18 protein-coding genes and 1 pseudogene are annotated in these 26,315 nt (G+C 64.8%); 9 read left to right on the plus strand and 10 right to left on the minus strand.

Translation table 11 applies throughout. The features are described from left to right. Window positions 1–31: 31 nt before the first annotated feature. Window positions 32–1,459: an argininosuccinate lyase gene (argH, locus tag ACM62G_RS27245; RefSeq protein WP_419736035.1), complete on the minus strand. Its 1,428-nt coding sequence runs from the start codon at window positions 1,457–1,459 to the stop codon at window positions 32–34. A gap of 295 nt (window positions 1,460–1,754) precedes the next feature. Here argH and ACM62G_RS27250 point away from each other — a divergent pair, with 295 nt between their 5' ends. After that, window positions 1,755–2,765: a LysR family transcriptional regulator gene (locus ACM62G_RS27250; protein ID WP_054059507.1), complete on the plus strand. Its 1,011-nt coding sequence runs from the start codon at window positions 1,755–1,757 to the stop codon at window positions 2,763–2,765. A gap of 276 nt (window positions 2,766–3,041) precedes the next feature. Here the strand turns inward: ACM62G_RS27250 and ACM62G_RS27255 are convergent, their stop codons facing one another. Genes ACM62G_RS27255 through ACM62G_RS27270 form a run of 4 tightly spaced genes read right to left on the minus strand, consistent with a single transcriptional unit; the run spans window position 3,042 to window position 7,695 of the window. Continuing rightward, a complete protein-coding gene (locus tag ACM62G_RS27255) occupies window positions 3,042–4,322 on the minus strand; it encodes an efflux RND transporter periplasmic adaptor subunit (RefSeq protein WP_419736036.1) in 1,281 nt (426 codons plus the stop codon). Next, window positions 4,312–5,802, minus strand: coding sequence for a TolC family protein (locus ACM62G_RS27260; RefSeq protein ID WP_419736037.1), 1,491 nt, complete (start codon window positions 5,800–5,802; stop codon window positions 4,312–4,314). Before ACM62G_RS27260 ends, ACM62G_RS27255 begins: the two co-directional genes overlap by 11 nt. After that, a complete protein-coding gene (locus ACM62G_RS27265) occupies window positions 5,795–6,994 on the minus strand; it encodes an ABC transporter permease (protein WP_273826417.1) in 1,200 nt (399 codons plus the stop codon). Before ACM62G_RS27265 ends, ACM62G_RS27260 begins: the two co-directional genes overlap by 8 nt. Next, on the minus strand, window positions 6,991–7,695 hold the full coding sequence (locus ACM62G_RS27270; protein ID WP_419736038.1) for an ABC transporter ATP-binding protein: 705 nt from the start codon (window positions 7,693–7,695) through the stop codon (window positions 6,991–6,993). Before ACM62G_RS27270 ends, ACM62G_RS27265 begins: the two co-directional genes overlap by 4 nt. Window positions 7,696–8,079: 384 nt before the next feature. Here ACM62G_RS27270 and ACM62G_RS27275 point away from each other — a divergent pair, with 384 nt between their 5' ends. Continuing rightward, window positions 8,080–8,829, plus strand: coding sequence for a TetR/AcrR family transcriptional regulator (locus tag ACM62G_RS27275; RefSeq protein WP_054059502.1), 750 nt, complete (start codon window positions 8,080–8,082; stop codon window positions 8,827–8,829). Window positions 8,830–8,835: 6 nt separating this feature from the next. Here ACM62G_RS27275 and ACM62G_RS27280 read toward each other — a convergent pair whose 3' ends face one another. Continuing rightward, window positions 8,836–10,608, minus strand: coding sequence for a M24 family metallopeptidase (locus ACM62G_RS27280; protein ID WP_419737568.1), 1,773 nt, complete (start codon window positions 10,606–10,608; stop codon window positions 8,836–8,838). Between ACM62G_RS27280 and ACM62G_RS27285 the strand changes: the two genes are divergently transcribed. Continuing rightward, window positions 10,609–12,189 carry a PLP-dependent aminotransferase family protein gene (locus ACM62G_RS27285; RefSeq protein ID WP_419736039.1) on the plus strand — a complete coding sequence of 527 codons (1,581 nt, stop codon included), beginning with the start codon at window positions 10,609–10,611 and terminating at the stop codon, window positions 12,187–12,189. Here ACM62G_RS27285 and ACM62G_RS27290 read toward each other — a convergent pair. Together ACM62G_RS27290 and ACM62G_RS27295 are read right to left on the minus strand one after the other, a co-directional pair. Continuing rightward, window positions 12,110–12,412 carry a DUF2388 domain-containing protein gene (locus ACM62G_RS27290; protein WP_054059501.1) on the minus strand — a complete coding sequence of 101 codons (303 nt, stop codon included), beginning with the start codon at window positions 12,410–12,412 and terminating at the stop codon, window positions 12,110–12,112. The two genes, ACM62G_RS27285 and ACM62G_RS27290, sit on opposite strands and share 80 nt — an antisense overlap. Before the next feature lie 93 nt (window positions 12,413–12,505). Further along, window positions 12,506–13,120, minus strand: a complete 615-nt coding sequence (locus ACM62G_RS27295) for a TetR/AcrR family transcriptional regulator (protein WP_054059500.1) — start codon at window positions 13,118–13,120, stop codon at window positions 12,506–12,508. A gap of 146 nt (window positions 13,121–13,266) precedes the next feature. Here ACM62G_RS27295 and ACM62G_RS27300 point away from each other — a divergent pair, with 146 nt between their 5' ends. The 5 genes from ACM62G_RS27300 (at window position 13,267) to ACM62G_RS27320 (ending at window position 16,146) form a co-directional block, all read left to right on the plus strand. After that, complete coding sequence (locus ACM62G_RS27300) at window positions 13,267–13,707, plus strand: hotdog fold domain-containing protein (RefSeq protein WP_054059499.1); 441 nt, start codon at window positions 13,267–13,269, stop codon at window positions 13,705–13,707. 94 nt (window positions 13,708–13,801) lie between these two features. Beyond that, window positions 13,802–14,209, plus strand: coding sequence for a DUF2946 domain-containing protein (locus ACM62G_RS27305; protein WP_273826421.1), 408 nt, complete (start codon window positions 13,802–13,804; stop codon window positions 14,207–14,209). A gap of 106 nt (window positions 14,210–14,315) precedes the next feature. Beyond that, window positions 14,316–14,921, plus strand: coding sequence for an SCO family protein (locus ACM62G_RS27310; RefSeq protein WP_054059497.1), 606 nt, complete (start codon window positions 14,316–14,318; stop codon window positions 14,919–14,921). Window positions 14,922–14,993: 72 nt separating this feature from the next. Then, window positions 14,994–15,422, plus strand: coding sequence for a copper chaperone PCu(A)C (locus tag ACM62G_RS27315; RefSeq protein ID WP_419736040.1), 429 nt, complete (start codon window positions 14,994–14,996; stop codon window positions 15,420–15,422). A 205-nt stretch (window positions 15,423–15,627) separates the two neighbouring features. Continuing rightward, entirely contained in the window at window positions 15,628–16,146 is a 519-nt protein-coding gene (locus ACM62G_RS27320; protein WP_419736041.1) for a cytochrome P460 family protein, read from the plus strand. A gap of 532 nt (window positions 16,147–16,678) precedes the next feature. Here ACM62G_RS27320 and ACM62G_RS27325 read toward each other — a convergent pair. Both ACM62G_RS27325 and ACM62G_RS27330 read right to left on the minus strand, forming a co-directional pair. Continuing rightward, window positions 16,679–17,053 (minus strand): NAD-binding protein, encoded by a 375-nt coding sequence (locus ACM62G_RS27325; protein WP_419737569.1) that lies wholly within the window; start codon window positions 17,051–17,053, stop codon window positions 16,679–16,681. A gap of 93 nt (window positions 17,054–17,146) precedes the next feature. Next, window positions 17,147–17,553, minus strand: a pseudogene (locus tag ACM62G_RS27330) (NAD(P)-dependent oxidoreductase); the annotation flags it as partial. Between the two features lie 447 nt (window positions 17,554–18,000). Between ACM62G_RS27330 and ACM62G_RS27335 the strand changes: the two are divergent. Then, window positions 18,001–26,295, plus strand: coding sequence for an amino acid adenylation domain-containing protein (locus ACM62G_RS27335; protein WP_419736042.1), 8,295 nt, complete (start codon window positions 18,001–18,003; stop codon window positions 26,293–26,295). The last annotated feature ends 20 nt before the right edge of the window (window positions 26,296–26,315 follow it).

The raw sequence follows: 26,315 nt of genomic DNA on the forward strand, positions 1-26,315 counted from the left end.
AGGGGAGGGGGTTACGGGATCGGGTGTTGGGTCAGAGGCGCAAGCCCGCGTAATGGGTGGTCCATTGCTGTTGCACGGCCAAGGCCGCCTTCAGCCGGGCGATCTGCTCGCGCACCTGCTGCGGTGCGGTACCGCCCCAGCCGCTGCGGGCGCCGATAGCCGCTTCCAGGGTCAGGCAGTCGCGGACGTCCGGGGTCAGCCGGCTGTCGATTTCGGCCAGCAAGGCCGGGCTTGCGTCCCACAACTCGAGGTCGCGGGCTTCGCAGGCCTTGACCAGCGCGCCGGTGATTTCGTGGGCCTCCTTGAACGGTACGCCTCGTACCGCCAGCCAGTCGGCGACTTCGGTGGCCAGGGCGAAACCCAGCGGCGCCTGGCGCCGCAGTTCCTCGACGTTGACGGTCATGGTCGCGACCATTCCGGCCATGGCCGGCAGCACCAGCAGCAGGGTGTCGACGCTGTCGAGCACGCCGTTCTTGTCTTCGCTCAGGTCGCGGTTATAGGACAGCGGCAGCGACTTGAGGGTCGAGAGCAGGCCGGTGAGATTGCCGATCAGGCGACCGGCCTTGCCCCGGGCCAGTTCGGCGATATCCGGGTTCTTCTTCTGCGGCATGATCGAGCTGCCGGTGGCATAGGCGTCGTCCAGGCTGACCCAGCGGAACTGCCGCGACGACCACAGGCAGAACTCCTCGGCCAGGCGCGAGATATTGATACCCAGCATGCTGGCGACGAACAGGAACTCGGCGACGTGGTCACGGCTGGCCACAGCGTCGATGGAGTTTTCACAGACCCCGTCGTAGCCCATCTCGCGGGCCGACTGCTGCGGCTGGCGGGCGATGGCCGAACCGGCCATGGCCGCGGCGCCGAGTGGCGAAAGGGCGGTGCGGGCATCCCAGTCGATCAGCCGCTGGACATCGCGCAGCATCGACTGGGCGTGGGCCAGCAGGTGGTGGGCGAAGACGATCGGCTGGGCCTGCTGCATGTGGGTGAAGCCCGGGCAGATGCTTTCCACATGCTGTTCGGCCTGTTCCACCAGGGCCTGTTGCAGGGCCAGCACTTCACTGGCCAGGGTGCGCACGTGGTCACGCAGGAACAGCCGCAGGTCGTTGGCGGTCTGGTCGTTGCGCGAGCGTCCGGCGCGTAGCTTGCCGCCCAGGGCGCCGAGGCGTTCGGTGAGCAGGCGCTCGATGAAGGTGTGCACGTCCTCATCGTCGAGGGTCGGGGCGATGCGCCCGGCCTGGAACTCCTCGCCGATCCGGTTCAGTGCCTCGACCAGGCTGCGGGTTTCCTGCTCATCGAGCAGACCGGCCCGCTGCAGTTCGTGGGCATGGGCACGGGAGCCGGCGAGGTCATAGGGCGTCAGGCGGAAATAGCGTTCCGGGCAGCGCGACAGGGCGGCCAGGGCCGCGGCCGGGCCGCTTTTGAAACGGGCCCCCCAGAGGCGATCGGTGGCTTGGGTCATTATTGTTTTCCTCACACGAATTGAATGTTCGATGCACCGCCGCAGCCCGCCTGAGGACGGCTCGGAACCGGCCTGCGGCGGGTGGGTCATGCATTGTTCAAGAGGGCAGTTACAGCGTAAGGGAACCGATCGCAATGTCGGTTTTTGAATACCTGGAGTCAGCGGGTTTTCGCTGATTTGCAGAATTTTGTTGTGGTTGCCAAGCCTTGTTTTCTGTGGTCATTATTATTAACCGGCTATGTTTTTCTTGTGGGACAGATCCTGGTTAATAGGCGGTTCGAGGTCAATAAGCATTATGGAAACCCAACTTTCCACTTCTGGAAACCCATCGGCGAAACCGACTCAGAGAGCTCCCCTGGCGCTCAGTGGACTGGATTTCAAATTGCTCAAGGTGTTCAAGGCGGTGGTCGAGGCCGGTGGCTTCAGCGCCGCCCAGAATGAGCTGAACGTTGGCCTCGCGGCCATCAGCAAGCAGATCTCCGACCTGGAGATTCGTATCGGCATGCGCCTGTGCACCCGTGGCCGGGAAGGTTTCTGCCTGACTGAGGAAGGTAGCCTGGTGTATCAGGCATCCATCGAGTTGTTTGCTTCGGTGGACAAGTTTCGAGACCGGCTTAGTTCTGCGCAGAATGAACTGATAGGGGACCTTGGTATTGGTGTCGTGGATAATACCATTACCGATCTTAATTCTCCGTTAGTTGCTGCGCTGCGAACTATCAACGAGCAGTCGCCGAAAGTAAGGCTGCGCCTGCATGCGGCACAGCTGGATGAAGTGGAAAGAGGGGTTGTCGAAGGCCGGTTCATTGCCGGAATAGTTCCGGTTTATCAGAAAAGGGAAGAGTTCGATTACTTCAATCTGTACGAGGAACTGTCCGAGGCTTATTGCGCTGTCGGTCATCCGTTGTTCGACCTCGACGATTCGCTGATCGACACCGATGTGCTGCGCAATCATCCGTTCATCAATCACCGGTACGCGATTCACCGCGACAAGCTGAACTTCGTCGGCCACGACAGCCATTCGGCCTCGGCGTCCCAGGTCGAAGCGGTGGCGATGCTGATCCAGACCGGGCGTTTCGTCGGCTTCCTGCCCCAGCACTATGCGGCTGCGCAGGTTGCCAGGGGCCAGCTGCGCGCCTTGCGGCCGGAGACCATTCGCTTCAACACACCATTCAATCTGATCCTGCGCCACAACACGACACGCGGTCCGCTGATCAAGGCATTTGCCCAGGCCCTTGGCGTGGATCTCAAGGTACCCGCCCAGGTTCTTGCAGAGGCTGCCGGTGTTCGTTCAAGTTCGGACCGTTGACGGATTTATTGCAAGTCGGCGCCAGGGTACGAATGGGTCGGGCGCGGCTGTTGGTAGTGCTCGCGATAGTTAAGGCTTTATTCGGGCAAACTTGCGTTTCCTTGCCGGCGCGTCGGCACAGGGAGCAATGGAAAATCACAACGCTTGCGCTCGCCAGCGGACTGTTGCAAAAGTCGGGAAGGGGATGTTGGCCGGGTAAGGAGACGCCCCGGCAATTGCCTTCGGTTAATTAATACCCTTGTTGCTCGCCGAACCGTCTTGCCAACCATGCCCGGCTCATTCCAGCAGTCGTACGAAACCCGGTTGCAACCCGAATACCTCGACCCCTTCCTGAGTCGCCTGCCCGGTCGTGATGGGCACCTGCCTGATCGGCTGGCCCGGCGCCTCGCGATAGTCCACCCGCATGCCCCTGGCATCGTGACGGATCGCCGCCGCGGGCAGGACGATCGCCTGGTCGTTGCGATAGGTGACGATGGTCAGCCGGGCACTCATGCCCAACCGCACCCGTTGCAACTGCTCGCGGGTCAGCTTGGGAATCGACAGTGTCACCGGAAACTGCGCACTGCCGCCCGGTACATCGTTGGGCAGGGCCAGGCTGCTGACGATATCGACCGAGCCGCTGAGCCGCTCGCCGTCGAAGCCGTCGCCGAGGATTTCCACGCTCTGCCCCGGATGCAACTGGTTGATATCCAGCTCGGAAACCTTGCTGACGATCTTCAATTGCTCGATGTTCGCCAGGCCGAACAGTACCTGCCCCTGGCTGACCCGGCTGCCGGTCTGTACCGGTGCCGAATTGCTGTTGGACGAGTTTTGCGAACCGTTGCCGCCCGGCGGGGGGACGACGATGCCGGCGAACGGTGCGGTGACGTCCTTGCCGTCGAGCAGGGCCTTGAGCGTCTCGTACTTGACCGTGGCGTTGGTCAGTTCCATATCGGCGATCAGCCGGTATTCGCCCTTGCCCTGGTCCAGTGCCTGCTGCAGCTCGCCTTCGGCGGCCGTCAGGTCCATGCGCTGGCTCTGCAATTGCTGCTGCAGGTCCTGCAGTTCATTGCGCGGGATGATACCGCGGTCGAACAGGTTCTGGCTTTCGCCCAGCTTGCGTTCGGTGTTGCTCAGCGTCATCTGCGCGCTGCGCAGGCTGCGCCGGGCCCGGGCGACCTGCTGGCTGTTGCTCCAGTCCTGCAGTTCCTGCACCGAGCGCCGCGCCTTGAGCTGGGCCGACAAGGCGTCGCGCAACTGGATCTCGAGCAGGCCCGGGTCCATCTGCAGCAGGGTCTGCCCGGCCTCGACCCGTTGTCCCTGTTCCACCAGGATCGCGCGTACGTTGCCTTCGAACGGGGCGGTCAGGATGATGGTCTTCTGTGGCTCGATCTTGCCCACCAGGCCGATCTGGTGCACCAGCGGTGCGGGCTGCACCGGTATCCAGCGGTCATCCCCGGACTGGTCGGCGGCGGGCGCACGCAGGGTGGTGACGACGACACCGGCCACCGCCAGCGCGAGCAGCAGCCCCGCGCCCTGTATCCAGCGCTTGCGCCGAATCTGCTTGTCAGTAGTCATTGAGTGCAATGTCCCAGCTCTCCAGTGTCATGCCCAACGTCAGGTCGAGCTGCGTCTGGGCGTTCAGGTAGGCGATCAGTGCGGTGAGGCGCGAGCTCTCGGCGTTGCGCAGGTCGCCTTCATAGCTCAGCACCTGGAAGTTGCTCGAGCGTCCGGCACTGAGCTTTTCCCGCTCGATATCCAGCTTGCGGCGGGACAGGTCCACCGCGCGCCGGGCGATCTCGTACTGTCGCCAGCGGGTGCCAAGGTCGCGAACCACGTCATTGACGCTACGCTCCAGGGCCTGGCGGGCGTCGGCCTGGATCAGTTCCTGTCTTTCCACGTCGACCCGTGCATGCACCTCGGCCTGGCGGGTACTCAGGTCGCCGATGGGGATCTGCACCTGGACCCCGGCATAGCTGTCCCAGCGCCGCGAGCCGTTGTTGCCGACGTCATTGTCGAGGCGGTCGCGAATCTGGTTGGCGCCGGCCACCAGCGACACGTCCCAGCGCCCCTGATCCTTGGCGATCACCAGGTTGAGGTCGGCCTGCTGGCTGCCCAGCAGGATGGCCAGGTACTCCGGCTGCTGGACCTTGGCCACCCGCAGGGCATCCTGCTTGTCGATGTTGACCTGCGAGGCCTCCAGCGCTTCGCTGGCACGGATCTGCGTCGACAGGTCCAGGGCCAGCAGGCGCAGCAGCGACAGGCGGTTGATGTCCACCTGGTTGCGGGCTTCCTCCACCCCCAGTTCCTGGGTGGCGATATCGGCTTCGGTCTGGACGATCTCGAACTCGGCCATGCGCCCGGAGGCGATCAGCGCCTTGTTCACCTCCAGCAGGGCCCTGGCGCGCTTGAGTGCGTCCTGGGTGATGGTCAATTGTTCCTGGGACCTGAGCAGTTCCCGGTAGGCGGTGATGATGTCGCTGATGGTCTGCGACACGCTGGTCTTGAGGTTGAGCCGGTTGATCTGCTCGGATATGCGGGCCAGGCGCAGCGGCGCGGTGGTCACGTCCCAACCGGCGCCGCGCATCAGCGGCTGGATGATCGCCAGGTCGAGGCCGTCGCTGCGATAGCGGCCGGCGACGTCGGCATTGTTCAACTGCTGGGTCCAGGCCATGCTCAGGCGAGTGCCGTACTCACCCAGCAGGCTGGCGGTCGGCGACAAGGTGGTATTGCGTGCGCTGTCCTCCGAACCCTTGGTCGTCCGGTATTGTCCGGAGAGCAGCAGCTTGGGGTTGAAGGTGTCCTCGGACACCCGCAGGTCGAACTTCTGGGCAATGCGCTGCAGGTAGGCGCTGCGGATGCCGCGGTTGTTTCGCAGGCCCAGGTAGACCGCGTCGCCCAGGGTCAGATTGGTGATCTGCTCGCTGAGCAGCACGCTGCGGGTCTGGTTGTTGCGCAGCGACGGCGCCGACGGCTGGCCCACCAGCGGGCTGGCGGCGAAGGCCTGGCAGCAGAACAGGCAGAGCAGGGTGGCCGTCCATGGCCTGCGTCTATTCATCGCGCAGCGCCTCCACCGGTTGCAGGTGCGAGGCCGAGATGGCCGGATAGAGCCCGAAGAACAACCCGACCAGCAGGGTGCTGCCGACCCCCAGCGGCAACGAGGCGGCGGCCAGGGAAAACTGCCAATCGGACAGCCGGGCATAGAGGTAGGCCGCCGTGACCCCGAGGATCGCCCCGGACAGCGCGCCCACCGCCGTCAGCGTCACCGCCTCGAGCAGGAACAGGTTGCGAATGTCCCGTCGCCGTGCCCCCAGGGCCATGCGGATACCGATCTCCCGTCGGCGTTCGGACACATTCATCAGCATCACGTTCATGACCCCCACGCCACCTCCCACCAGCGAAATGCCCCCCAGGGCCATCAGCAGGTAACCGAAGGTCCGGCTCTGCCGCGTCATGCCATCGATCATCTGCTGGGGAATCTGCACTTCCACTTCGCGCCCGCGCAAGGTGCTTTTCAACGCCGCGGCCAGGTCGCCGGCGACGGCTTCCATGTCCTGGTCGGCGGCGGCCCGGGCAACCACGCTGGTGATCTGCGGCGAATCGACGATGCGGCGCATGCCGGCCAGCGGCAGGAACAGCGAATCGTCGGTCTGCACCGGAATCAGCGCGGCCGCCGGTTGGCTGTGCAGGATCCCGATGACCTGGAACAGATAGTCGTTGAGGCGGATCCGGTCACCGACGCGCAGGGGCAAACCGGCGCTGCCCAGGGTTTGGGCGATATGGTCGCCGACCACGACATGGGTTTCACCCTGGTCGAAATCGGCAAGGAAGCGGCCCTCGCGCAGCTTCAGGCGCATGGTGCCGGCCAGTTGCGCGGTAGTGCCGACCCAGTTGGTATTGCTGCCATGGCCCCGGAACACCGCGGACCCGCTGGACAGCGCGATCGGCGCCAGGTACAGCAGGGAAGGCACCATCGCCTGCAGGCGCGCGGTGTCGATACTGGCGGGCATCGGCTCGCGCAGGTCGGCACTGCCGGGAAACTGCGCGGCCAGGGTGTCGGTGCCCATGTCCTTGAAGATGGCCGCCGCTTCCTGCGCCGCGTTATGGCCGATATTGATCAGTGCCACCACCGACGAACTGCCGATGACGATTCCCAGCAGCGCCAGTATCGACCGCTTGCCCAGGGTGCGCAGGCTGACGAACGCCTCGTGCAGCAATTGGCTGGCACTCTGCTGGACCTGCAGGCTCATGCCGGACACGTCTCGTGCACGACGCCATGCTGCACCCGGATCTGCCGATGCAGGCGCTCGGCGATGTGCGGGTCGTGGGTGACGATGATCAGGGTGACCTGGCGCACCCGGTTGAGCTCCAGCAGCAGGTCCATGATTTCCCGCGCCGTGCTGCTGTCCAGGTTGCCGGTCGGTTCGTCGGCCAGGATCAACGAGGGCTCGCCGACCAGCGCGCGGGCAATGGCCACCCGCTGACGCTGGCCGCCGGAAAGATCGGCCGGGCGATGGTGGGCGCGCTCGCCGAGACCGACCTGTTCGAGCATCGCCCTGGCCCGCGCCAGCGACTCGCCGCGCGGCACGCCACGGTAACTCAGGGGCAGGGCGACGTTGTCGAGGGCGTCCAGGCGGGGCAGCAGGTTGAAACTCTGGAACACGAAGCCGATCTGCTGATTGCGGATGGCCGCCAACTGGTCGGGGCTGGCACTGAAGATATCGTGCCCGGCGAAGTGGTAGCGGCCGCTGTTGGGCAGGTCGAGCAGGCCGAGGATATTGAGCAGGGTGCTTTTGCCGGAGCCGGAAGCGCCGAGGATGGCGCAGCTTTCACCGGCGTCGATGGACAGCGAGACATCCTTGAGGATGGTCAAAGGTTGCTCGGCGAGTCGATAGGTCTTGCCGATGCCTTGCAGGCAGATGAGGCCTTTGTGAGCGGTCGTGTCAGTCATTACGCAGAGCGCCGGCAGGCCCGTCCGCGATCCAGCCGCTGCCTGAGCGCGTTGCCAGTGTCCAGGCATGTTGCAAGGCAGGATCAGGCACAGGTTTTGTTTTCCTATTTTAAAATTTTGTTTGAATAGTATCCGCGATCCCGCTCCGATGCCAGCGGTTCGGCGCAACGAAAAGGGCTGTCTGGGCTTGCGATTTTGTGACAAGAGGAAACACTTTTTTGACACATTCCATCGTATTTTTCGTGAGTCTTCTATTGCCTTGCGCGAGGGTAGCGAATCCGCGAGAAGCTTGCGTTCCAAGGCTTTCAGAGGTATAAAAAATCAAATTTATTTTTAAAACGCTGTTCGTTCGGTCAGCTATCTCCTTGCAAAGGCTTCCCATCCATGGTCGCAAAGAAACTCAGCGCTCCCAATGTCACCAAGACTCGCTTGCTGGACGCCACGGAAGAACTGTTTACCAAGTACGGCTATGACGCCGTGCTGCTGCGCCAGATCACCGAACGAGCCCAGGTCAACCTGGCCGCCGTGAACTACCACTTCGGGGACAAGGACTCGCTGATGACGGCGCTGCTCGAACAGCGCCTGGGCCCCCTCAACGAACAACGCCTGGAACTGCTGGCCCGCTGCGAAGAGCAGGCTGACGGCCCGCTGGACTGCGAGACCCTGCTCGGCGTGCTGTTCGCCCCGGCGATGGGCCTGGAGCGCAGTGGCTCCGGTGAGCAAGGGCGGTCCTTCGTGCGTTTTCTCGGGCGGGTCTACAGTGACACTTCGCCTTTCATCCAGGAATACCTCAAGGAACACTACCAGCCGGTGTTCGAGCGTTTCTTCAATGCCTTCGCCCTGGCCTTGCCGGACATGCCGCGCAACGAGGTTGGCGTACGCCTGCAGTTTGCCCTCAAGGCCATCTCCGGGGTGATCGCCGGTACCGAGCTGCGCTTTCTGATGCAGGCCATGAGCCTCGGCCGGCCGGCGACGGATGCCGAGGTCATGGCCAAGCTGATCAGCCTGGTGTCGGCGGCGATTCATGCACCGATGCAGGACCAGCAGGCGACCAGCGCCCTGGACCGGGTACTGGAAACCCAGCACGAAATCCGCCAGGGTCACTCGGCGGGCGCCAAGGTGGCGAGCAAGTAGCGCGGTTCATGGCGCTGCCCGGTCGGCCGTGAGCGCCTGGCCGGGCTGGCCGATCAGCACATCCTCAAAGAACCCGCCGATGGCCTCGGTGGGGTGACGCAGCTGGATCTCCAGCACCCAGAGCCTCTCGCTCGGCACGATGTCCAGATCCGCCAGGGTCGCGGGACCGTGCAGGGCGTGGGGAAAGTCGGTCAGCCGGTGGCCGGCGAGATTGCGTTCCAGCAGCCAGCCCTTGGCTTCGGCACGAGCCTGGGCGAAGTCGTACAGCTCGCGCCCGCTCAAACCGCCGCGCCAGGCCTGGCAGGTCTCGTCGAAGACTTCGTGCAGGGCCTGGGTGCAGGCCTTGTGCAGTGGATGGTCACCGAAGACGAACGTGTCACCGTAGTCGCCTTCATAACCATCCCAGACCGGGCCGAGGTCGACCACGGCGATATCGGTTGCCTGCAGCCTGCGCTGCAGATCCATGCCCTGGCGTGGTACGCGGATGGTATCGGGGCCGAAGCGCACGTAGGTCGGGTGCCAGGTGTGGGAGGCGCCCATGGCTTTCAGGTGCTGGTTGGCCATTTCCAGGGCTTCGCCGGTGGTCATGCCGACCCTGAGCTTGCTGACGATCTGGGCCAGGGCGCGTACCGACTGTTCGCGGGCCGCCAGCATGCCTTCCAGGGAGTAACGCGGGCCGACCTGCTCCAGCACCGGGTCCCGTGGCCGTGCAGTGGCCGTGACGCCACTGGGCACGAAGGCCTCGGCGATGAACCGCTGTGGCGCCAGCCCGGCGGTGAGGCACTGGCTGCGCACCTCGCTGATCATCCGGCTGTTGCCGCAGGCGTAGACCTGCGCATCGGCCCAACGATGCCCATGCTGCAGCGCCACCTGTTGCAGCCGCGCCTGTGTGGACAATACCGCGAACCAGCGCAGTCGCGGATGTGCCCGGCTGGCGGCATCGAGGAATTCGCGATCGTAGAAGTCCTCCGCGCTCGATCCACCCCAGTACAGGGTGACTTCGGCCCCGTCGGCCAGGGCCCTGAGCAGCAGTGGCTTGATGCCGGCGTAGCCGGTGCCGCTGGCGAACAGCACGACCGGGCGCTGGCCATCGGGTTGCCAGGTGCAGGCCCCGAACGGGCCCTCCAGCGCCAGGCGCTGGCCGTTGTGCAATGAGTCGAGAACGCCTTCGGAAAAGACCCCACCCGGCACCCGACGAATATGGAACACCAGTCTGCCCTGGTCCTGTTCCGGCAGGTTGGCCACGGAAAAGCAGCGGCTGTCACCGTTATCGAGGCGAAACCTCAGGTACTGGCCGGCCCGCACTGGCAAGATATCGGTCGTTTCGGCCTGCAGCACCAACTCGCTGATATCGTGGCTGAGTGCGCGCTTGCCGAGCACCACGGCCGGGACTTCCAGGGTTGGCGTATCCAGCGACCAGCCGGGAATCTCCAGGCGCATATCGTTGCAGGCATGGCTCTGGCACAGCAGCGCCTCATCGGCGGCGAGAGGGAAGGAGGGCAGCGGATCGTCCGGGCCGAGCCGCTTGTCCCGGCGTTCGCCGCTGAGCACCTTGACCTTGCACGAGCCGCAGGCGCCGCGGCGACAGGAGAACGGCACCGGCAGACCACTGGCGAGCATGGCGTCGAGCAACAGCTCGTCGCCGGCACTGAAGGTTTTGCCCGAGGGCGACAGTTCGATGACATGGCGATGGGGATGCATGGCGACCTCGGCACAGGGAAGACCCTCATTGTTGCGGTAGACTAGGACCATTAAAACCTCCAGTTCTGGAAACTTCAGATGGTCCAGTTGCGTAAATGGCGGCCCTTGCTCAATCTCGATGCGGACCCGGGCCAGGCGTCCTATCGGCGGATCGTCGAAGGCCTGATAGCGGCTATCCGCGAGGGGCGCCTGCAACCCGGCAGCCTGTTGCCGGGTACACGGGAAATGGCGCAATTGCTCGACGTCAACCGCAAGACGGTGATCCTCGCGTACGAGGAGGCCATCACCCAGGGCTGGCTGGTCAGCGAAGCGCGCCGCGGCACCTTCGTCAACACGCAACTGGAAGCGATCGCGCCGTGCCAGGGCATAGCCCGGGACTTCGCTCCACGCCTGCTGGCGGAACCGCCCGTGCCTTACCTGCAAGCCAGCCGTCGCGACCTGGCACTGCAGCGCCTGCCCGGTGCGCTGTTCTTCGACAACGGCGCCTCCGACCATCGCCTGCTGCCCCAGGCCGTACTGCACCGTTACTACCGCAATGCCCTGCGCAGCAGTTTTGCCGCCAACACCGTGCGTCATGGCAGTGATGGCAGCGATGACCTGTTGCGCACGGCCCTGGCCGAGATGCTCAGGAACAATCGCGGGTTATCGGTGAGTGCCGAGAACATCTGCCTGACCCAGGGCACCCAGATGTCGCTGTACCTGGCGGCCAGCGCGCTGATCCGGCCGGATGACGTGGTGCTGGTGGAGCGCCTGAGTTATCCGCCGGCCTGGGCGGTGTTTCGTGCCCTGGGGGCCCGGCTGGTGACGGTCGACATCGACAGTGAAGGCTGCCAGGTGGACCAGATCGAAGCCTTGTGCCAGCAACACCGGGTGCGGATGATCTACCTCACGCCCCATCACCAGTTTCCGACCACCGTCAGTCTGCGCGCCGAGCGGCGGCAGAAGCTGCTGATGCTGGCCCGGCGTCACGACTTCTGCGTGATCGAGGAGGACTACGATCACGAATACCATTTCGAGGGTCGGCCCTATCTGCCGCTGGCCAGCGATACCGGGCAACGGCATGTGATCTATGTCGGTTCGTTGTCCAAGGCCCTCGGCTCGACCTTTCGCTGCAGCTTCGTCGTGGCGCCGGTCAATGTGATCCAGGTGCTGGAGCAGCGCAGCGCGCTGGTGGTGTCCCAGGGCGACGCGGTGATGCAGACGATGCTGGCGGCACTGATCAACGACGGCGAACTGAAAAAGCATCTGCGGCGGGTGTCGAAAACCTATCGGCAGCGGCGTGAAGTGCTGCAGGACAGCCTGATGAAGGCCTTCGGCGAGCGCATAGCCATCCGCCAGCCCCAGGGCGGCCTGGCTCTCTGGGTGGATTTCGAGGCCGGGACGGACGTCGACCGGCTGGTCGCACAGGCTCTGGAGCACAAACTGGTGGTGCGCAGCGGACGGCAATTCTCGCCCCTGGATCTGCCGGAGAACGGCCTGCGCCTGGGGTTCGCCTCGCTGGATACGGACGAAATCCACGAGGCCGTGCAACGCCTGGCGCAGGCCTCACGGCACGCCGTCCGCCAGCAGTTGCCAGGCGTCAAGGCTGCAGCAGAATCGCCTCGGCCAGTTCCTGGTCGGTGGCCTGCAGGTCCGGATGTTCCTGGCGAATCTGCCTGAGAGCCGCTTCCAGGTAGGCGCCGCGTATCGCGCCGCCACTGGCGATGAAGCTGGAGGCCTCATCGCGGGAAGGGGCCACCGTCTTCTTGTCCTTCTTGAAGGTGGAATAGAGCGACGCCGATATCCCGGCCGAGGTCGCAATATCACCGGCATCGACCCTGGCGAGGGCATGACCGGCAGGAAGCAGGGCAGCAATTGAAATGACCAGCACTACGCGACGCATGATCGTACGCTCCTGGAATTCAGGGAAGGTGTTACACCTTAGAGCGTAGTTGTTGGCGCAGCACGGCATCGCCCGCTTATCGGACGCGGACCGTCAGCGCCGCACCGACCGCCAGGCCGCTTCGGCCAGTTCGTGGCGATAGGTCCGTGGGGAGTGCTCGACCCGCCCGGCCAACCAGGCCCGGCAATAGTTTTCCGCCGGGCCGACAATCAGCGAAAGCAGCAGCTCCCTGGGAATCTCCAGCCGTTCATCGCCATCGACCGTGGCCGCCAAGCGCTCGCGCAACTGTCGGTTGCGGACCTTGTTGCGGGCCGCCAACTCATCGGCGAACGGCCCCTTGCTCACCACGAACCGCGCCTGGTACTGGAAGCGCGCCCATTGCGGCTGGTCGTCGACCCAGTCCACATAGCTGTGGACCAGGCCCTGCAACAGTTCCTTGAGGGTTCGCGCCTCGGCCAGGTGGGTCTCGCGCAACCGGGCCTGGTCATCCAGCGCGGCGAAGAACAGGGCCGCGACCAACCCCTCCTTGTTGCCGAAGTGGTGATAGATCGCCCCCACGCTGGTATCGCAGGCCACCCGGATGGTCTCGATGGTGCTGGCCTCGATGCCCTGTTCGTTGAAGCACGACAGCGCCTGCCTGAGGATCGCCCGTTTCAGTTCGGCCCTGCGGCCCGGGTAGCAACGTTCCAGCAGATCGGGATTTTCCATTGGGGGCAGCCTTGTAGTGGGCGGGAGAGGGCGCGGGGCCCGGTTCGGGAAACTGGCCTAGCTTGACAGATTTTTCCAATACGGAATATTGTTCTTTTACAGAATAATATTCTGTTTAATTCGTTCACCTTCTGGAGAGTTGCCAAATGAGTCAATCCCTGAACATGTTCACAGCGGTAGGGCCGGAGAAATTCAGCCAGATGACCTGCCAGATGGCGCCGTATTTCAGCACCATCGAGCCGTTGGTCAGTGAGCTGCGTGCCGGGCATTCGGTGGTGCAGGTGCCCTTTCGCCGGGAAATCACCAATCACCTGGGCACCGTCCACGCCATTGCCCTGTGCAATGCCGCCGAACTGGCGGCGGGGCTGATGACCGATGTCTCGATTCCCGCTGGTGCGCGCTGGATTCCCAAGGGCATGAGTGTCGAGTACCTCGCCAAGGCCAAGACCGCCGTACGCACCGTGGCCGATGGCAGTGCGGTGGACTGGCTGACGCCGGGTGACAAGATCGTGGCGGTCGACACTTTCGATGAGGCGGGCGTCAGGGTGTTCACGGCGCGGATCACCATGAACGTCAAGCTGTCCTGAGGACTGAAAGGGCACATGAACGGCGCCGCTGCTCGTGTGCCATTTTGTCGCACCGGCCGACGTCGGCAGGGCGACAGTGGTAAATTGCCTGCCCATGACCTCCTTTCTTCCCCCGGGAACATTCAGGCGCCGCACTGGAGCCTGGCTGAGCCTGTTCGCCATGCTGCTGGTGTTCGCCGGCCCGTTGATCGGGCAGGTGGCCAGCCAGGCCCGTGCGCCGCAGGTGACCCTGGAGGATCTCTGTGGTGGTCCTCCAGCAGGTTCCGGCCTGTTGCCGGAGCGCAGTCCCGCACCTTCCCCGCATCACCTCGCGCTCTGGGAAAAATGCGGCTATTGCTCGCTGCTGTTCCAGCATCCGGCATTGGCCGATTCCCATGGCGCGCTGTTCCTGGGCTCAGTCCCGCCGCCCGGCTACCCCGGTATTGCGTTCAGCCCGCAGCGGGCCGTGGCACCGGTCTTTCCCGGCTCCCGCTCGCGTGCGCCACCCCGGGCCCGTGCCTGACCCATCCTTGTCAATCGTGGTCGGCAGCGTGACTGTGCGCAGTGGCGCCAGAGCAGCAGGCCACCACCCCTTGCGTTGCACAAAGGCTACCTAGAGGGCCGTTTACATGAATGAGTTATTGACTCGCCGCCAGGTCGTTGCCGGCCTCGGGGTTCTCGGGCTTGGATTGCTGGCCGGCTGCGACAGCTCCGGCAAGCTGACCTACAAGTACGGCAAGGACCTGAGCGACGAGATCCTCGGGCGCAAGTTCAAGCTCAAGGACACCCAGGGCAACGTCACCCTGCTCGGCAGTTTCAGCGGCCTGATGCCGATGATCTTCTTCGGCTTCACCCAGTGCCCGGCGGTTTGCCCGACGGCGCTGGCTCGCGCGGCCCGCGCCAAGAAACTGATGGGCCCGGACGGCGACAAGCTGCAGGTGGTATTCATCACCCTCGACCCGGAGCGCGACACGCCGCAGGTGCTCGACGCCTACGTCAAGGCGTTCGACCCGAGCTTCGTCGCCCTGTACGGCACCCTGGAAGAAACCGCGCAGACCGCCAAGGAATTCAAGGTGTTCTACGAAAAGATCCCGGCTGGCGACAGCTATACGCTGTCCCACACCGCGACCAGTTTTGTCTACGACAGCCGCGGTCGTCTGCGTCTGGGCCTGTCGCCGTCGCTGACCGCCCAGCAATGCGCGGAAGATCTGCTCACCGTCATGTCGGTCTGCTGACAGGCGCTAGCTAGAAAAATTCGAGATAATCAAATGAAGTCATTGAAATATATAGTTTTTTCAATTTTTGGAATGATCAGCCTGCACGCTTCGGCACACACCCTGGTGCAAGACGCCTGGGTCCGTGCCACCGTGCCGGGACAACCCTCCACCGGTGCCTTCATGCGCATCACTTCGGCTGAAGGGGGCAAGCTGCTGGAGGCGAAATCGCCCGTCGCCAGACTGGTGCAGATCCACGAGTCGAAGATGCAGAACGACATCATGAGCATGCAGCCGGTCGCTTCCGTCGAGTTGCCAGCCGGCAAGACCGTCGACATCGCACCCGAGGGTTACCACATCATGCTGATGAACCTGGTCGGCCAGGTGAAGGAGGGTGACAGTGTGCCGCTGACCCTGGTGGTCGAGAACGCCAAGGGCGTGAAGGAGTCGATCGAGGTCAAGGCCGCGGCCCGGGCCCTGACCGAAATGCCGATGCACGATCATGGCAACATGACTCACTGACAAACCTTTTGCGGTTTCGGCAGAAAACGCCCCGGCAGGTCGAACCTGTCGGGGCGTTTGCATTGGCGGCCGCTGTCTGGTGTATCACAGTGTATCCGGGGCCGCCATTGATACATTGGCCGGCTTTTCGAGGGTTTGCGGACACCTGCGCGATACATGGCTGCGATTGACTGTGAAGCCTCCCAGGCACACAGGAAATGCTGACATGAAATGGCTTTATAGCGGATTGGCCGCGGCGGGCGTGGCCCTGTCGGTGGGTATCGCCCTGGCGGCACCGACATCGAACAGTGCGGCCAATGCGGAAAATGCTTCGCCGATCTATGGCGTGACCATCCCCGATGGCTATCGCCAATGGGAACTGGTGGCACCTTCACTGCAAGGACCGCCGCTGAACGAACTGCGGGCGATCCTCGGCAACCCGACGGCGCTCAAGGCCTATCGCAGCAACGACACCCGCCCGTTCCCCGACGGCACCATCCTCGCCAAACTGGCCTGGAAACACATGCAGTCGCCCGAGGCGGCCAGTGCCCTGGTCCCGGCGGACTCGACCACCGTGCAATTCATGGTCAAGGATTCGAAGAAATATGCCGCCACGGGCGGTTGGGGTTTTGGCCGTTTCATCAACGGCAAGCCGGCCGATGTGAGCCAGCATGAAACCTGCTTCGCCTGTCACCAGGCCTTGGTCAAGGACCGCGACTACGTGTTTACACGATTGGCGCGTTGAAGGCAGCTCGTTCGCGCGAATCCCAAAACCGGATCAGCCAGCCGCTTGCGCTTCTGGCTGATCCGGTTTTGGCGCTGTTCCCCGCTGGCCCATTCGCGCGCAAGCCTGGCTCTTACAGAGCTGCGGCATTCACAATATCCTGGTACACCGAGAGACTGTAGGAACAGGGCTTATCGGAACGTCGTACCGCCGCGAAGCTTTTGCTGTTGATCTCGCTTTGGCTTTTGATCTTGCTTTTGATCCACCGGCCCCGTTCCCAGCCGGCTGAGTGGAGGTCCTGTTTCGAGAGTCGCCCGGCAGGGATGCCGGGCGAGCCGTGTTGGGCCATGGATGGCCCGTCACGGCGTGCTCTCGAAACAGGGCCGGAGCGAAGGAACCCCTCGCGTAGCGAGGGGCCAATGGAGGGGCAAGCGTTTTTGGTTACTTTTGCCGCTTGGCAAAAGTGACTCGCCCGTGAAGGGCGAAACCGACACATCAGCTAAACGCGCAAATGGATATGCCCACGAGAGAAGCCTTAACGCCAGGGCTCCTGCTAACCTTGACCAACCCGCCGCTCCATGACCCGAGCCAGCACCGCCAGATCCATATCCCCCTCGCCATGCTCGACCGCATCGACCAGGTTGTCCCGAATCAACTCCGCACTTGGCATCGGCACCGAAACACTGCGCGCCGCCTCCAGAATCAGATTGACATCCTTGAGCCCCAATACCGCCTTGAACGCCGCATTCCCATATTCACTGCGGCCGATCAGCGCCCCATACCCGGAGTAGACCGGCCCCGGAAAGATCGTGGTCGAAATCAGATCGATCAGCGCCGCCGACTCCAGGCCATGCCCCTTGACCAGGCTGGCCGCCTCGGCCATGGCCTCGACTGCGGACACCAGCAGAAAGTTGGTCGCCAGCTTCATCGCATTGGCACTGGCCACACGCTCACCCAGGCGCCAGGTCTTGCGCCCGATCAGGTCGAACAGCGGCTGCACCTGATCCAGCGCCGTCGCCGGCCCCGCAGCCAGGATATTCAGCTCCCCGGCAATCGCCACATTCGGCCGGCCCATCACCGGCGCGGCGATATAGGTCAGCCCCGGGCCTGGTGCAACCCGGCCAGTTCCTCGGCAAAGTCCACCGCAATGGTCGCCAGGTTCACGTGAATCAGTGGCGCCCTGAGTTCATCGAGCAAACCGGAGTCGAGCAGCACCGAACGCATCGCCTGGTCATGGGCCAGCATGCTGAACACCACGTCCACCTCGAAGGCCTGGCGCGGCTGCATGGCCGCCTGGGCGCCGAGTTCCACCAGTGCCTGCACCGGTGCGGGCGAACGGTTCCACACCCACAGTTCATGGCCGGATTTCAGCAGGTTGCTGGCGATGGCCTGGCCCATGCTGCCCAGGCCGACGAAACCGATTTTCATGAAGACACACTCCTGACGTAAGGGGATGGCATGGACGGCATCCGCCGCCCGACACGCTATTGAGCACACCGGCAAGCGTCTGGAGTATGTCAGGAATCCTCCAGCATGCCTCGAAAGGTATCGGCTGCCGACTTCGATACATTGCCATACAGTGCAAACGCCGTATGGCCTGGGTCGCGCGCGGTTCCGAGCCCTGCATGAGCCAGGCGCTCAGGAGAGAAAAAGCGCGAAATCCCTTCATGAACGACGCAAGTTTGTATTTCCACCCAACAAAATTCGTGGTTATTATCCATCCGCGCTGTGGGACAGAATCCCCTCCAGTGTAAGAAGATTGCTACGGACAGCACAGTCCAGGCAGTCGCAGCCGATCGGGTCGACCCTAGCGCTGTCATCCCTGCGCAGGCCTCGTCACTGATCGTGAATCCTCCAGGGAATGAGAGGCTTGAATTGGTCAGAGAACCGAACGCCGCGCTTATCCAGCAATTGTTCGAATCCCGGGTCCTGCGTGATCCCTCGGCCCCGGCGCTGGGTTTCAGGGGGCAGGTGCTGAGTTACCAGCAACTCAACACCCGGGCCAATCGCCTGGCACACCACCTGCGTTCAGCCGGTGTCGGGCCCGATACACGGGTCGCCCTGTGCCTGCAGCGTTCGCCGCAGATGCTGGTCGCCGTGCTGGCCGTGCTCAAGGCCGGCGGCGCCTATGTCCCGCTGGACCCCACTTACCCCGCACAACGCCTCGCGCACATGCTGGCCGACTGCACGCCGCGGCTGGTGCTGACCCATGCCCCGGCGCTCGTCGGCCTGAACCCGGCGCTGGCCGGCCTGGCCGAACAGCCCGTGGTGCTCGACCTGGCCGACGAGGCCGCCTGGGCCGACTGTCCGGCGGACAACCTGCCGGCCCAGGCCCTTGGCCTGAACGATCGTCACCTGGCCTACGTCATCTACACCTCGGGTTCCACCGGCCTGCCCAAGGGTGTGCTGCTCGAACATCGCGGGCTGGTCAACCTGGCCCGGGTCCAGGGCCCGCTGTTCGCCGTCGGGCCCGGCGACCGGGTGCTGCAATTCGCTTCCTTCAGTTTCGATGCCTCGGTGTTCGAATGGGTCATGGCCCTGAGCCATGGCGCCTGCCTGGAGATCGTCGAGCCGGGCACATTCTTGCTCGGCGACAACCTGGCGCAGGTGCTGCGCGAGCGGCACATCAGCCATGCGACCCTGCCACCGCTGGTGCTGGCCGGGCTCGGCGACCCCGCCGCATTGCCCGAGCTGGTGACCCTGGTGCTCGCGGGCGAGGCGCCGAACCCGGCCCTGGCGGCCACCTGGGCCAAGGGGCGGCGGCTGTTCAACGCCTATGGCCCGACCGAAACCACCATCTGGGCCACGGTCTATCGTTGCGACGAACACCACGACCCGCAATCGCCCGTGCCGATCGGCGAACCGATCGGCCAGGCCAGTGCCATCCTGCTGGACGAGGCGGGCACGCCGGTGCGCCCGGGCGAGGTGGGTGAGCTGTTCATCGGCGGTATCGGCGTGGCCCGGGGCTACCTGAATCGTCCGCAACTGACCGCCGAACGTTTTGTCGACAGCCCCTTCGCCCCCGGCGAACGCCTGTACCGCACCGGCGACCTGGCGCGTTTCGACGCCGACGGCCAATTGCTGTTCCTCGGCCGCAGCGATTTCCAGGTCAAGGTGCGCGGTTTCCGTATCGAGCCTGGCGAAATCGAGGCCTGCCTGGACAGCTTGTCGGGTGTCGAAGAATCCCTGGTGATCGTCCGCGAAGACACACCGGGGGAACGCCGGCTGGTGGCCTACTACCGGGCGGCGGACGACATCAGCCCGCAGCGGTTGCGTGAGCACGCCCGGCAGAGCCTGCCCGAACACATGCTGCCGGCGGCCTGTGTACGCCTGACGCACTGGCCGCTGAATGCCAACGGCAAGCTCGATCGCCAGGCCTTGCCGGTGCCGGATGCCACTGCGCTGATCAGTCGCGAATATGTCGAGCCGGCAGATGGGCTGGAACAGTGGCTGGCGGATATCTGGGCGCAAGTGTTGAAGGTCGATCGGGTAGGGCGCGAGGACCATTTCCTGGCCCTGGGCGGCGACTCCCTGAGTGCCTTGCAGATCACTGTCAGGGTGCGCGAACAGGGCGGTCGGCACCTGCCGCTCAAGAGCCTGTTTCTCGAGGGCACGTTGCGCCAGGTGGCACGGCAACTGAGCGAACCCTTGGCCGCTGGCCCGGCCGTTGTCACCGAAGCGTCGCCGATCGCCCCGCTGTCCTACCAGCAGAGCGGCGTCTGGTGGCTGAACAAGGTGTCCGACGCCCGGGCCTATCACGCCCAGAGCGTGATCAGCATCCATGGCCGGCTCGACGAACCGTTGCTGCAACGTTGCCTCGACGAGATCGTCAGCCGTCACGAGATCTTGCGCACCACCTTCCATGACGACGGCGAAGGCGTGCCGTATCAGCGTGTACATGACCAGGCCCGGGCCGCGCTGGCCTGCATCGATATCCCGGCGGAGGATGAACAGGCGTTCATCGAACGGGTCGAGCAGGAGGTGCACCGCGCCATCGACGTCGCATGCCTGCCACTGGTGCGCTGGCTGCTGGTCCGACGGGGGGCCGAGGCCTATGCCCTGGTGCATATCGAGCACCATTTCGTGCACGACGGCTGGAGCGCCAACCTGTTCCTCGAAGAACTGCTGCATCTCTACCAGTACCATCACGGTGATCGCAGCGACCCGCTGCCGTTACCCGGGGCGCAATACGGCGAATACGCCCGCTGGCAACAGAGTGAGGCGGCCGAGGCCGAATACGAACGGCAGATGTGCTTCTGGAGGCAGCAACTGCAGGACGCGCCGTTCACCCTGCCGCTGCCCACCGATTATCCCAGGCCGGCGCAACGCAGCGGGCGGGGCCGGCAGTTGCGCTTCGAACTGCCGGCCGAACTGGCTGCCAGGCTGCGTCAGTTCAGTGATGCCGAAGGGGTGACGGTCTTCACCACGCTGTTCACCGTGTTCCAGCTGTGGCTGGGACGGCGCTGCGGTATCGAGGACTTCCTGGTCGGCTCGGCCGTGGCCAACCGCAAGTCGGTGGCCTACGAGCGTTGCCTGGGGATGTTCGTCAACAGCGTGGTGATCCGTGCCGATCTCGGCGGTGCGCCGACCTTCCGCGAGCTGCTGGGGCGTACTGCCGAGCGCATGCTCGATGTCTACGACCACGAAAGCCTGCCTTTCGAACGCCTGGTGCGCGAGTTCCAGCCCAGCCGCTCGCTGTCGCGCAACCCGCTGTTCCAGGTGGCCTTCAGTTTCCACAACTCGCAGACCCCGCAACTCAAGGGACCGGGCTTCGACCTCTCGCTGTTCGAGGCCTACAGCAACCAGACGGCGAAATTCGACATTGAGGTGGTGGTGATTCCCCGGGGCACCCGGGCCGACAACCTCGACACTCTGTCGCTGCTCTGGAACTACTCGGCTGATCTGTTCAAGGAAGAAACCATGACCCGCTTGCGCGACAACTACCTGGCGTTGCTGGGGCAGTGCCTGGAGGCACCGGAACGCCGCCTCGACAGCGACTCGGTGATCGGTGCCGAAGAACGTCACCGGCTGCTGACCGAATGGAACCCGGTCACGCCTGCCGAGCCGCCGTCACGTTGCCTGCACCAGCTGTTCGAGGAGCGGGTGGCGCTCGATCCCTGGGCACCGGCGGTCAGCCTCGAAGGCCAGACCCTCGGCTATGGCGAACTGAACGCCCGGGCCAACCGCCTGGCGCGGTACTTGCGAACCCTTGGCGTCGGCCCGGATGTGCTGGTGGGGCTGTGTGTCGAGCGTTCGCTGGACATGCTGGTCGGCCTGCTGGCGATCCTCAAGGCCGGCGGTGCCTACGTGCCGCTCGATCCGGTGTATCCGAGCGAGCGCCTGAACCTGTTGCTCGCCGACAGCAGCCCGGCAGTGGTGGTGACCCACGCCGCCGCCAGGCCAAGCCTGACCGCCGCCTGCAAGGGCCTGGCCAGCAAGCCACGCCTGCTGGACCTGGAAGTCGATGCCACGCGCTGGGCCGAACGGCCCGCCGACAATCTCGATCCGCAGGAACAGGGCCTGACCCCGAACCACCTGGCCTACGTGATCTACACCTCCGGTTCCACCGGCACGCCCAAGGGCGTGATGATCGAACACGCCCAGGTGGCGCGGCTGTTCAGCAGCACCGCCCGACAGTTCGAGTTCAACGCCGACGATGTCTGGACGCTGTTCCATTCCTTCGCCTTCGATTTCTCGGTCTGGGAGATCTGGGGCGCGCTGCTGCATGGTGCACGCCTGGTGATCGTGCCGACCCTGACCAGCCGCACCCCGGCGGATTTCTACCAGTTGCTCTGCGAGCAGGGCGTGACGGTCCTCAACCAGACCCCGAGCGCTTTCCGCAGCCTGCTCGGTGCCCAGGCGCGCAGCACTGCGGCCCACAGCTTGCGCCAGGTGATCTTCGGCGGCGAAGCACTGGAGATGACCACGCTCAAGCCCTGGTTCGCCGATCCGCGCAACAGCGACACGCAACTGGTCAACATGTACGGCATTACCGAAATCACCGTGCATGCCACCTACCTGGCGCTGCGGGCCGAAGACGCGGAGCAGACCGGCAGCCCCATCGGCCGGCCCCTGGCGGACCTGCGCTGCTACCTGCTCGGCAGCGCCGGACAGTTGCTGCCGATCGGTGCCGAAGGCGAGATCCACATCGGTGGAGCCGGGGTTGCCCGCGGTTACCTGAACCGCGCGCAACTGACGGCCGAGCGTTTTATCGACAACCCGTTCGTTCCGGGTGAACGCCTGTACCGCACCGGCGACCTGGCGCGCTACCGTGCCGATGGCAGCCTGGAATTCCTGGGCCGTAACGATTTCCAGGTGAAGATCCGCGGGTTCCGGATCGAACTGGGCGAAGTCGAAGCCTGCCTGGCACGCTGCGCCGGGGTGCGCGATGCGCTGGTGATCGCCCGCGAGGACCCGCCGGGCGAACCACGACTGGTGGCGTACTACACGGTCGTCGACGGTGCCGTGCCGACGGTCCAGGAACTGCGCGGGCAACTGGCGGCGGCACTGCCGGAGCACATGGTCCCGGCCGCCTATGTCAGCCTGCAAGCCCTGCCGCTGACCGCCAACGGCAAGCTCGACCGCAAGGCACTGCCGGCGCCTGACGACAGTGCCTTCGGCACGCGCCCCTTCAGCGCTCCGCAAGGTCCGGTGGAAATCGCCCTGGCCGAAGCCTGGGCCCATGTGCTCGGTCGCGAGCGGATCGGCCGCGAGGACAACTTCTTCGCCCTGGGCGGGCATTCGCTGTCGGCCCTGCGGGTCCTCGAGCGCCTGCGACGACAGGGCATCGAACTCGATGCCCGACTGATGTTCAGTGTCCCGGTGCTGCGCGAACTGGCCGCCGGGGTCGAAGTGGCGGAACTGGCCGCCCCCATTCCGGCCAATGCCATCGTTCGTGGCCAGTCGATCACCCCTGACTGCCTGCCGCTGGTCAGCCTGACGCAAGCACAGATCGACGCCATCCTGGCCACGGTGCAGGGCGGTGCGGACAACGTCCAGGATATCTACCCGTTGTCGCCGTTGCAGGAAGGCATGCTGTTCCACCACTTGATGGCGCGCAACGGCGATCCCTACCTGCTCTGGTGCCTGATGAGCTTCAGCGGCCGGCCGACCCTGGAACGTTATGTACGGGCGCTGGAAACCGTGATCGAGCGCCACGACATCCTGCGTACCTCGGTGTTCTGGGATGACCTGGAAGAGCCGGTGCAGGTGGTCTGGCGTCAGGTCGACGGCCTGGTCGAGGAGCTGCAGCTGGATCCGGCCGAGGGTGATATCGCCACGCAATTGCGCCAGCGCTTCGATCCCCGGCAATTCCGCCTGCCGCTGGACCGTGCGCCGCTGATGCGCCTGGTCATCGCCCGGGACGAGGCCAACGACCGCTGGCTCGGCCTGCGCCTGTTCCATCACATCATTGACGACAACACTTCGCTGAAACAGCTCAATGCCGAGGTCGAGGCGGTGCTTGACGGCAAGGCGGCCAGCCTGTTGCCGGCGCTGCCGTACCGCAACTTCATCGCCCAGCGGATCAGGGGCGGCGACCAGCAGGCCCAGGAACAGTTCTTCCGCGGTATGCTGGCCGGCATCAGCCAACCGTCGGCACCGTTCGGCCTGCTCGATATCCAGGGCGATGGCAGCGGGGTCAACGAGGCCCGGTTGATGCTTGACAATGGCCTCTGCCAGCGCCTGCGGCAGTCGGCCCAGGCCCTGGGAGTCAGCCCGGCCAGCCTGTTCCATGTCGCCTGGGGCCAGGTGGTGGCGCACACTTCCAGTCGCCAGGACGTGATCTTCGGCACCGTACTGTTCGGTCGCCTGTACGGCGGCGAGGGCGCCGAGCGCATCCTCGGGCCGTTCATCAACACCTTGCCGATCCGCATCGACCTGGCCGCCGAGGGCGTGGCCGCCTGCGTGCGCCGCACCCATGGGCTGCTGACCCAACTGTTCGAGCACGAACACGCCTCGCTGGCCCTGGCCCAGCGGTGCAGTGCCATCGCCTCGCCAACGCCGCTGTTCACCAGCCTGCTCAACTATCGCCATAGCGAACGGGCCACCGAGGGCGGTGACTCGACTTCCGGCGCCTGGAAGGGCATCGAGGTGCTGGGCGGCGAAGAACGCACCAACTACCCGCTGGTGCTGGCCGTGGACGACAGCGGCGAAGGTTTCCGCATCGGCGCCCAGGTCTGCGCGGCACTGGATGCACAACGCACCTGCGCGATGATGCGGCAGGCGCTGGAAAGCCTGGTCCGGGCCCTTGAAGAGGCACCGCAAAGCCGTGCCGACCGGCTGGATATCCTGCCGCCGGAGGAACGCCGGCAGTTGTTGCAGACCTGGAATCCACCCACGCCGCACACCGGCGTCAGCGACTGCCTGCACCCAGCGTTCGAGCGGCAGGTCGCCCGCCAGCCTGCGGCAGTGGCGGTGAGCTTCGAGGGCACGAGCCTCAGCTATGGCGAGCTGAATACCCGGGCCAACCGCCTGGCCCATCACCTGCGCCAGCGCGGGGTGGGCCCGGAAGTGCGGGTCGGGCTGTGTGTCGAGCGCTCCCTGGAGATGCTGGTGGGCCTGCTCGCCATCCTCAAGGCCGGCGGCGCCTATGTGCCGCTGGATCCGGCATATCCCGCCGAGCGCCTGGCCTATCTGCTGCAGGACAGTGGGGTGGCGCTGGTGCTCGTTCATCAGCCCACGCGCACGCTGTTGGCCGAGCCGCTTCACGCTCTGGCGAATGCTCCCGAATGCCTGGAACTGGATCGTGAAACCTGGGCCGACGGCCCGGCGGACAACCTCGACCCGGCGCGCCTGGGCCTGACCCCGGCCAACCTGGCCTATGTCATCTATACCTCCGGCTCCACCGGCCAACCCAAGGGCGTGATGATCGAGCACCGTCAGGTGGCCCGGCTGTTCGCCAGCACCGCGGCGCAGTTCGCATTCAATGCCGGCGATGTGTGGACCCTGTTCCATTCCTTCGCCTTCGACTTCTCGGTCTGGGAAATATGGGGCGCACTGTTGCACGGCGGGCGCCTGGTGATCGTCCCGGCGTCGACCTGTCGCGCTCCGGCAGACTTCTACCGGCTGCTCTGCGAGCAGCAGGTGACCGTGCTGAACCAGACGCCCAGCGCCTTCCGTGGCCTGCTGCAAGCCCAGGGCCGCAGCGAGGCGACCCACAGCCTGCGTTGCGTGGTGTTCGGTGGCGAGGCGCTGGAAACCACTCTGCTCAAACCGTGGTTCGCCGACCCGCGCAACAGCGACACGCAACTGGTGAACATGTACGGCATCACCGAGATCACCGTGCATGCCACCTACCTGGCACTGCGCGCCGAAGATGCCGAGCGTTCCGGCGCCAGTGCCATTGGCCGGCCGCTGGCGGACCTGCGTTGCTATCTGCTCGATGCGGCAGGGCAACCGGTGCCGATCGGTGTCGAAGGCGAGATCCACATCGGCGGTGCCGGCGTTGCCCGCGGCTACCTGAACCGCGCGCAACTGACCGCCGAACGCTTCATCGACAGCCCCTTCGTCGCTGGCGATCGCCTGTACCGCACCGGCGACCTGGCGCGCTACCGCGCCGATGGCAGCCTGGAATACCTGGGGCGTAACGACTTCCAGGTGAAGATCCGCGGCTACCGTATCGAACTGGCTGAAATCGAAGCCTGCCTGGGCGGCTGTCCGGGCGTGCGCGAGGCGGCGGTGATCGCCCGCGATGAGCAACCGGGCGAACCGCGGCTGGTGGCCTACTACACGGTGGCCGAGGGGGCCGCACCGGCTGTCCATGAGCTGCGCACGCAGTTGGCGGCAGCGTTGCCGGAGCACATGGTGCCCGCCGCCTACGTCCGCCTCGACTGCCTGCCGCTGACCACCAACGGCAAGCTCGACCGCCAGGCGCTGCCGCGGCCCGACGAAACCGCCTATGCGCTGCAGACCCATGTGGCGCCGAGCACCCCGATCGAACGGGCTCTGGCCGAGATCTGGTGCGAGGTGCTGCGCTGCGAGCGGGTCGGTCTCACCGACAACTTCTTCCAACTGGGTGGTCACTCGTTGCTGGCGACCCGCATCGTCGCCCGTATCGACGATCTGCTGGGCATCGAGCTGCCGATGCGGGTGATGTTCGATCATCCGACCATCGAGGCGCTGCTCGATTACCTCTTTACCCAGGCGCAGGAAACCCGCGCTTCCCCTTGAGCCCCTGAGAACGTCCCGGC

The organism is Pseudomonas sp. COR18, from assembly GCF_048568395.1.
GTDB lineage: Bacteria > Pseudomonadota > Gammaproteobacteria > Pseudomonadales > Pseudomonadaceae > Aquipseudomonas > Aquipseudomonas fuscovaginae_B.

Excerpts from the sequence above, each read along its gene's own strand:
- argH (WP_419736035.1), bottom strand. The coding sequence starts at position 1,459 with ATGACCCAAGCCACCGATCGCCTCTGGGGGGCCCGTTTCAAAAGCGGC.
- ACM62G_RS27250 (WP_054059507.1), top strand. The coding sequence starts at position 1,755 with ATGGAAACCCAACTTTCCACTTCTGGAAACCCATCGGCGAAACCGACT.
- ACM62G_RS27255 (WP_419736036.1), bottom strand. The coding sequence starts at position 4,322 with ATGACTACTGACAAGCAGATTCGGCGCAAGCGCTGGATACAGGGCGCG.
- ACM62G_RS27260 (WP_419736037.1), bottom strand. The coding sequence starts at position 5,802 with ATGAATAGACGCAGGCCATGGACGGCCACCCTGCTCTGCCTGTTCTGC.
- ACM62G_RS27265 (WP_273826417.1), bottom strand. The coding sequence starts at position 6,994 with ATGAGCCTGCAGGTCCAGCAGAGTGCCAGCCAATTGCTGCACGAGGCG.
- ACM62G_RS27270 (WP_419736038.1), bottom strand. The coding sequence starts at position 7,695 with ATGACTGACACGACCGCTCACAAAGGCCTCATCTGCCTGCAAGGCATC.
- ACM62G_RS27275 (WP_054059502.1), top strand. The coding sequence starts at position 8,080 with ATGGTCGCAAAGAAACTCAGCGCTCCCAATGTCACCAAGACTCGCTTG.
- ACM62G_RS27285 (WP_419736039.1), top strand. The coding sequence starts at position 10,609 with ATGGTCCAGTTGCGTAAATGGCGGCCCTTGCTCAATCTCGATGCGGAC.
- ACM62G_RS27290 (WP_054059501.1), bottom strand. The coding sequence starts at position 12,412 with ATGCGTCGCGTAGTGCTGGTCATTTCAATTGCTGCCCTGCTTCCTGCC.
- ACM62G_RS27295 (WP_054059500.1), bottom strand. The coding sequence starts at position 13,120 with ATGGAAAATCCCGATCTGCTGGAACGTTGCTACCCGGGCCGCAGGGCC.
- ACM62G_RS27300 (WP_054059499.1), top strand. The coding sequence starts at position 13,267 with ATGAGTCAATCCCTGAACATGTTCACAGCGGTAGGGCCGGAGAAATTC.
- ACM62G_RS27305 (WP_273826421.1), top strand. The coding sequence starts at position 13,802 with ATGACCTCCTTTCTTCCCCCGGGAACATTCAGGCGCCGCACTGGAGCC.
- ACM62G_RS27310 (WP_054059497.1), top strand. The coding sequence starts at position 14,316 with ATGAATGAGTTATTGACTCGCCGCCAGGTCGTTGCCGGCCTCGGGGTT.
- ACM62G_RS27315 (WP_419736040.1), top strand. The coding sequence starts at position 14,994 with ATGATCAGCCTGCACGCTTCGGCACACACCCTGGTGCAAGACGCCTGG.
- ACM62G_RS27320 (WP_419736041.1), top strand. The coding sequence starts at position 15,628 with ATGAAATGGCTTTATAGCGGATTGGCCGCGGCGGGCGTGGCCCTGTCG.
- ACM62G_RS27325 (WP_419737569.1), bottom strand. The coding sequence starts at position 17,053 with ATGAAGCTGGCGACCAACTTTCTGCTGGTGTCCGCAGTCGAGGCCATG.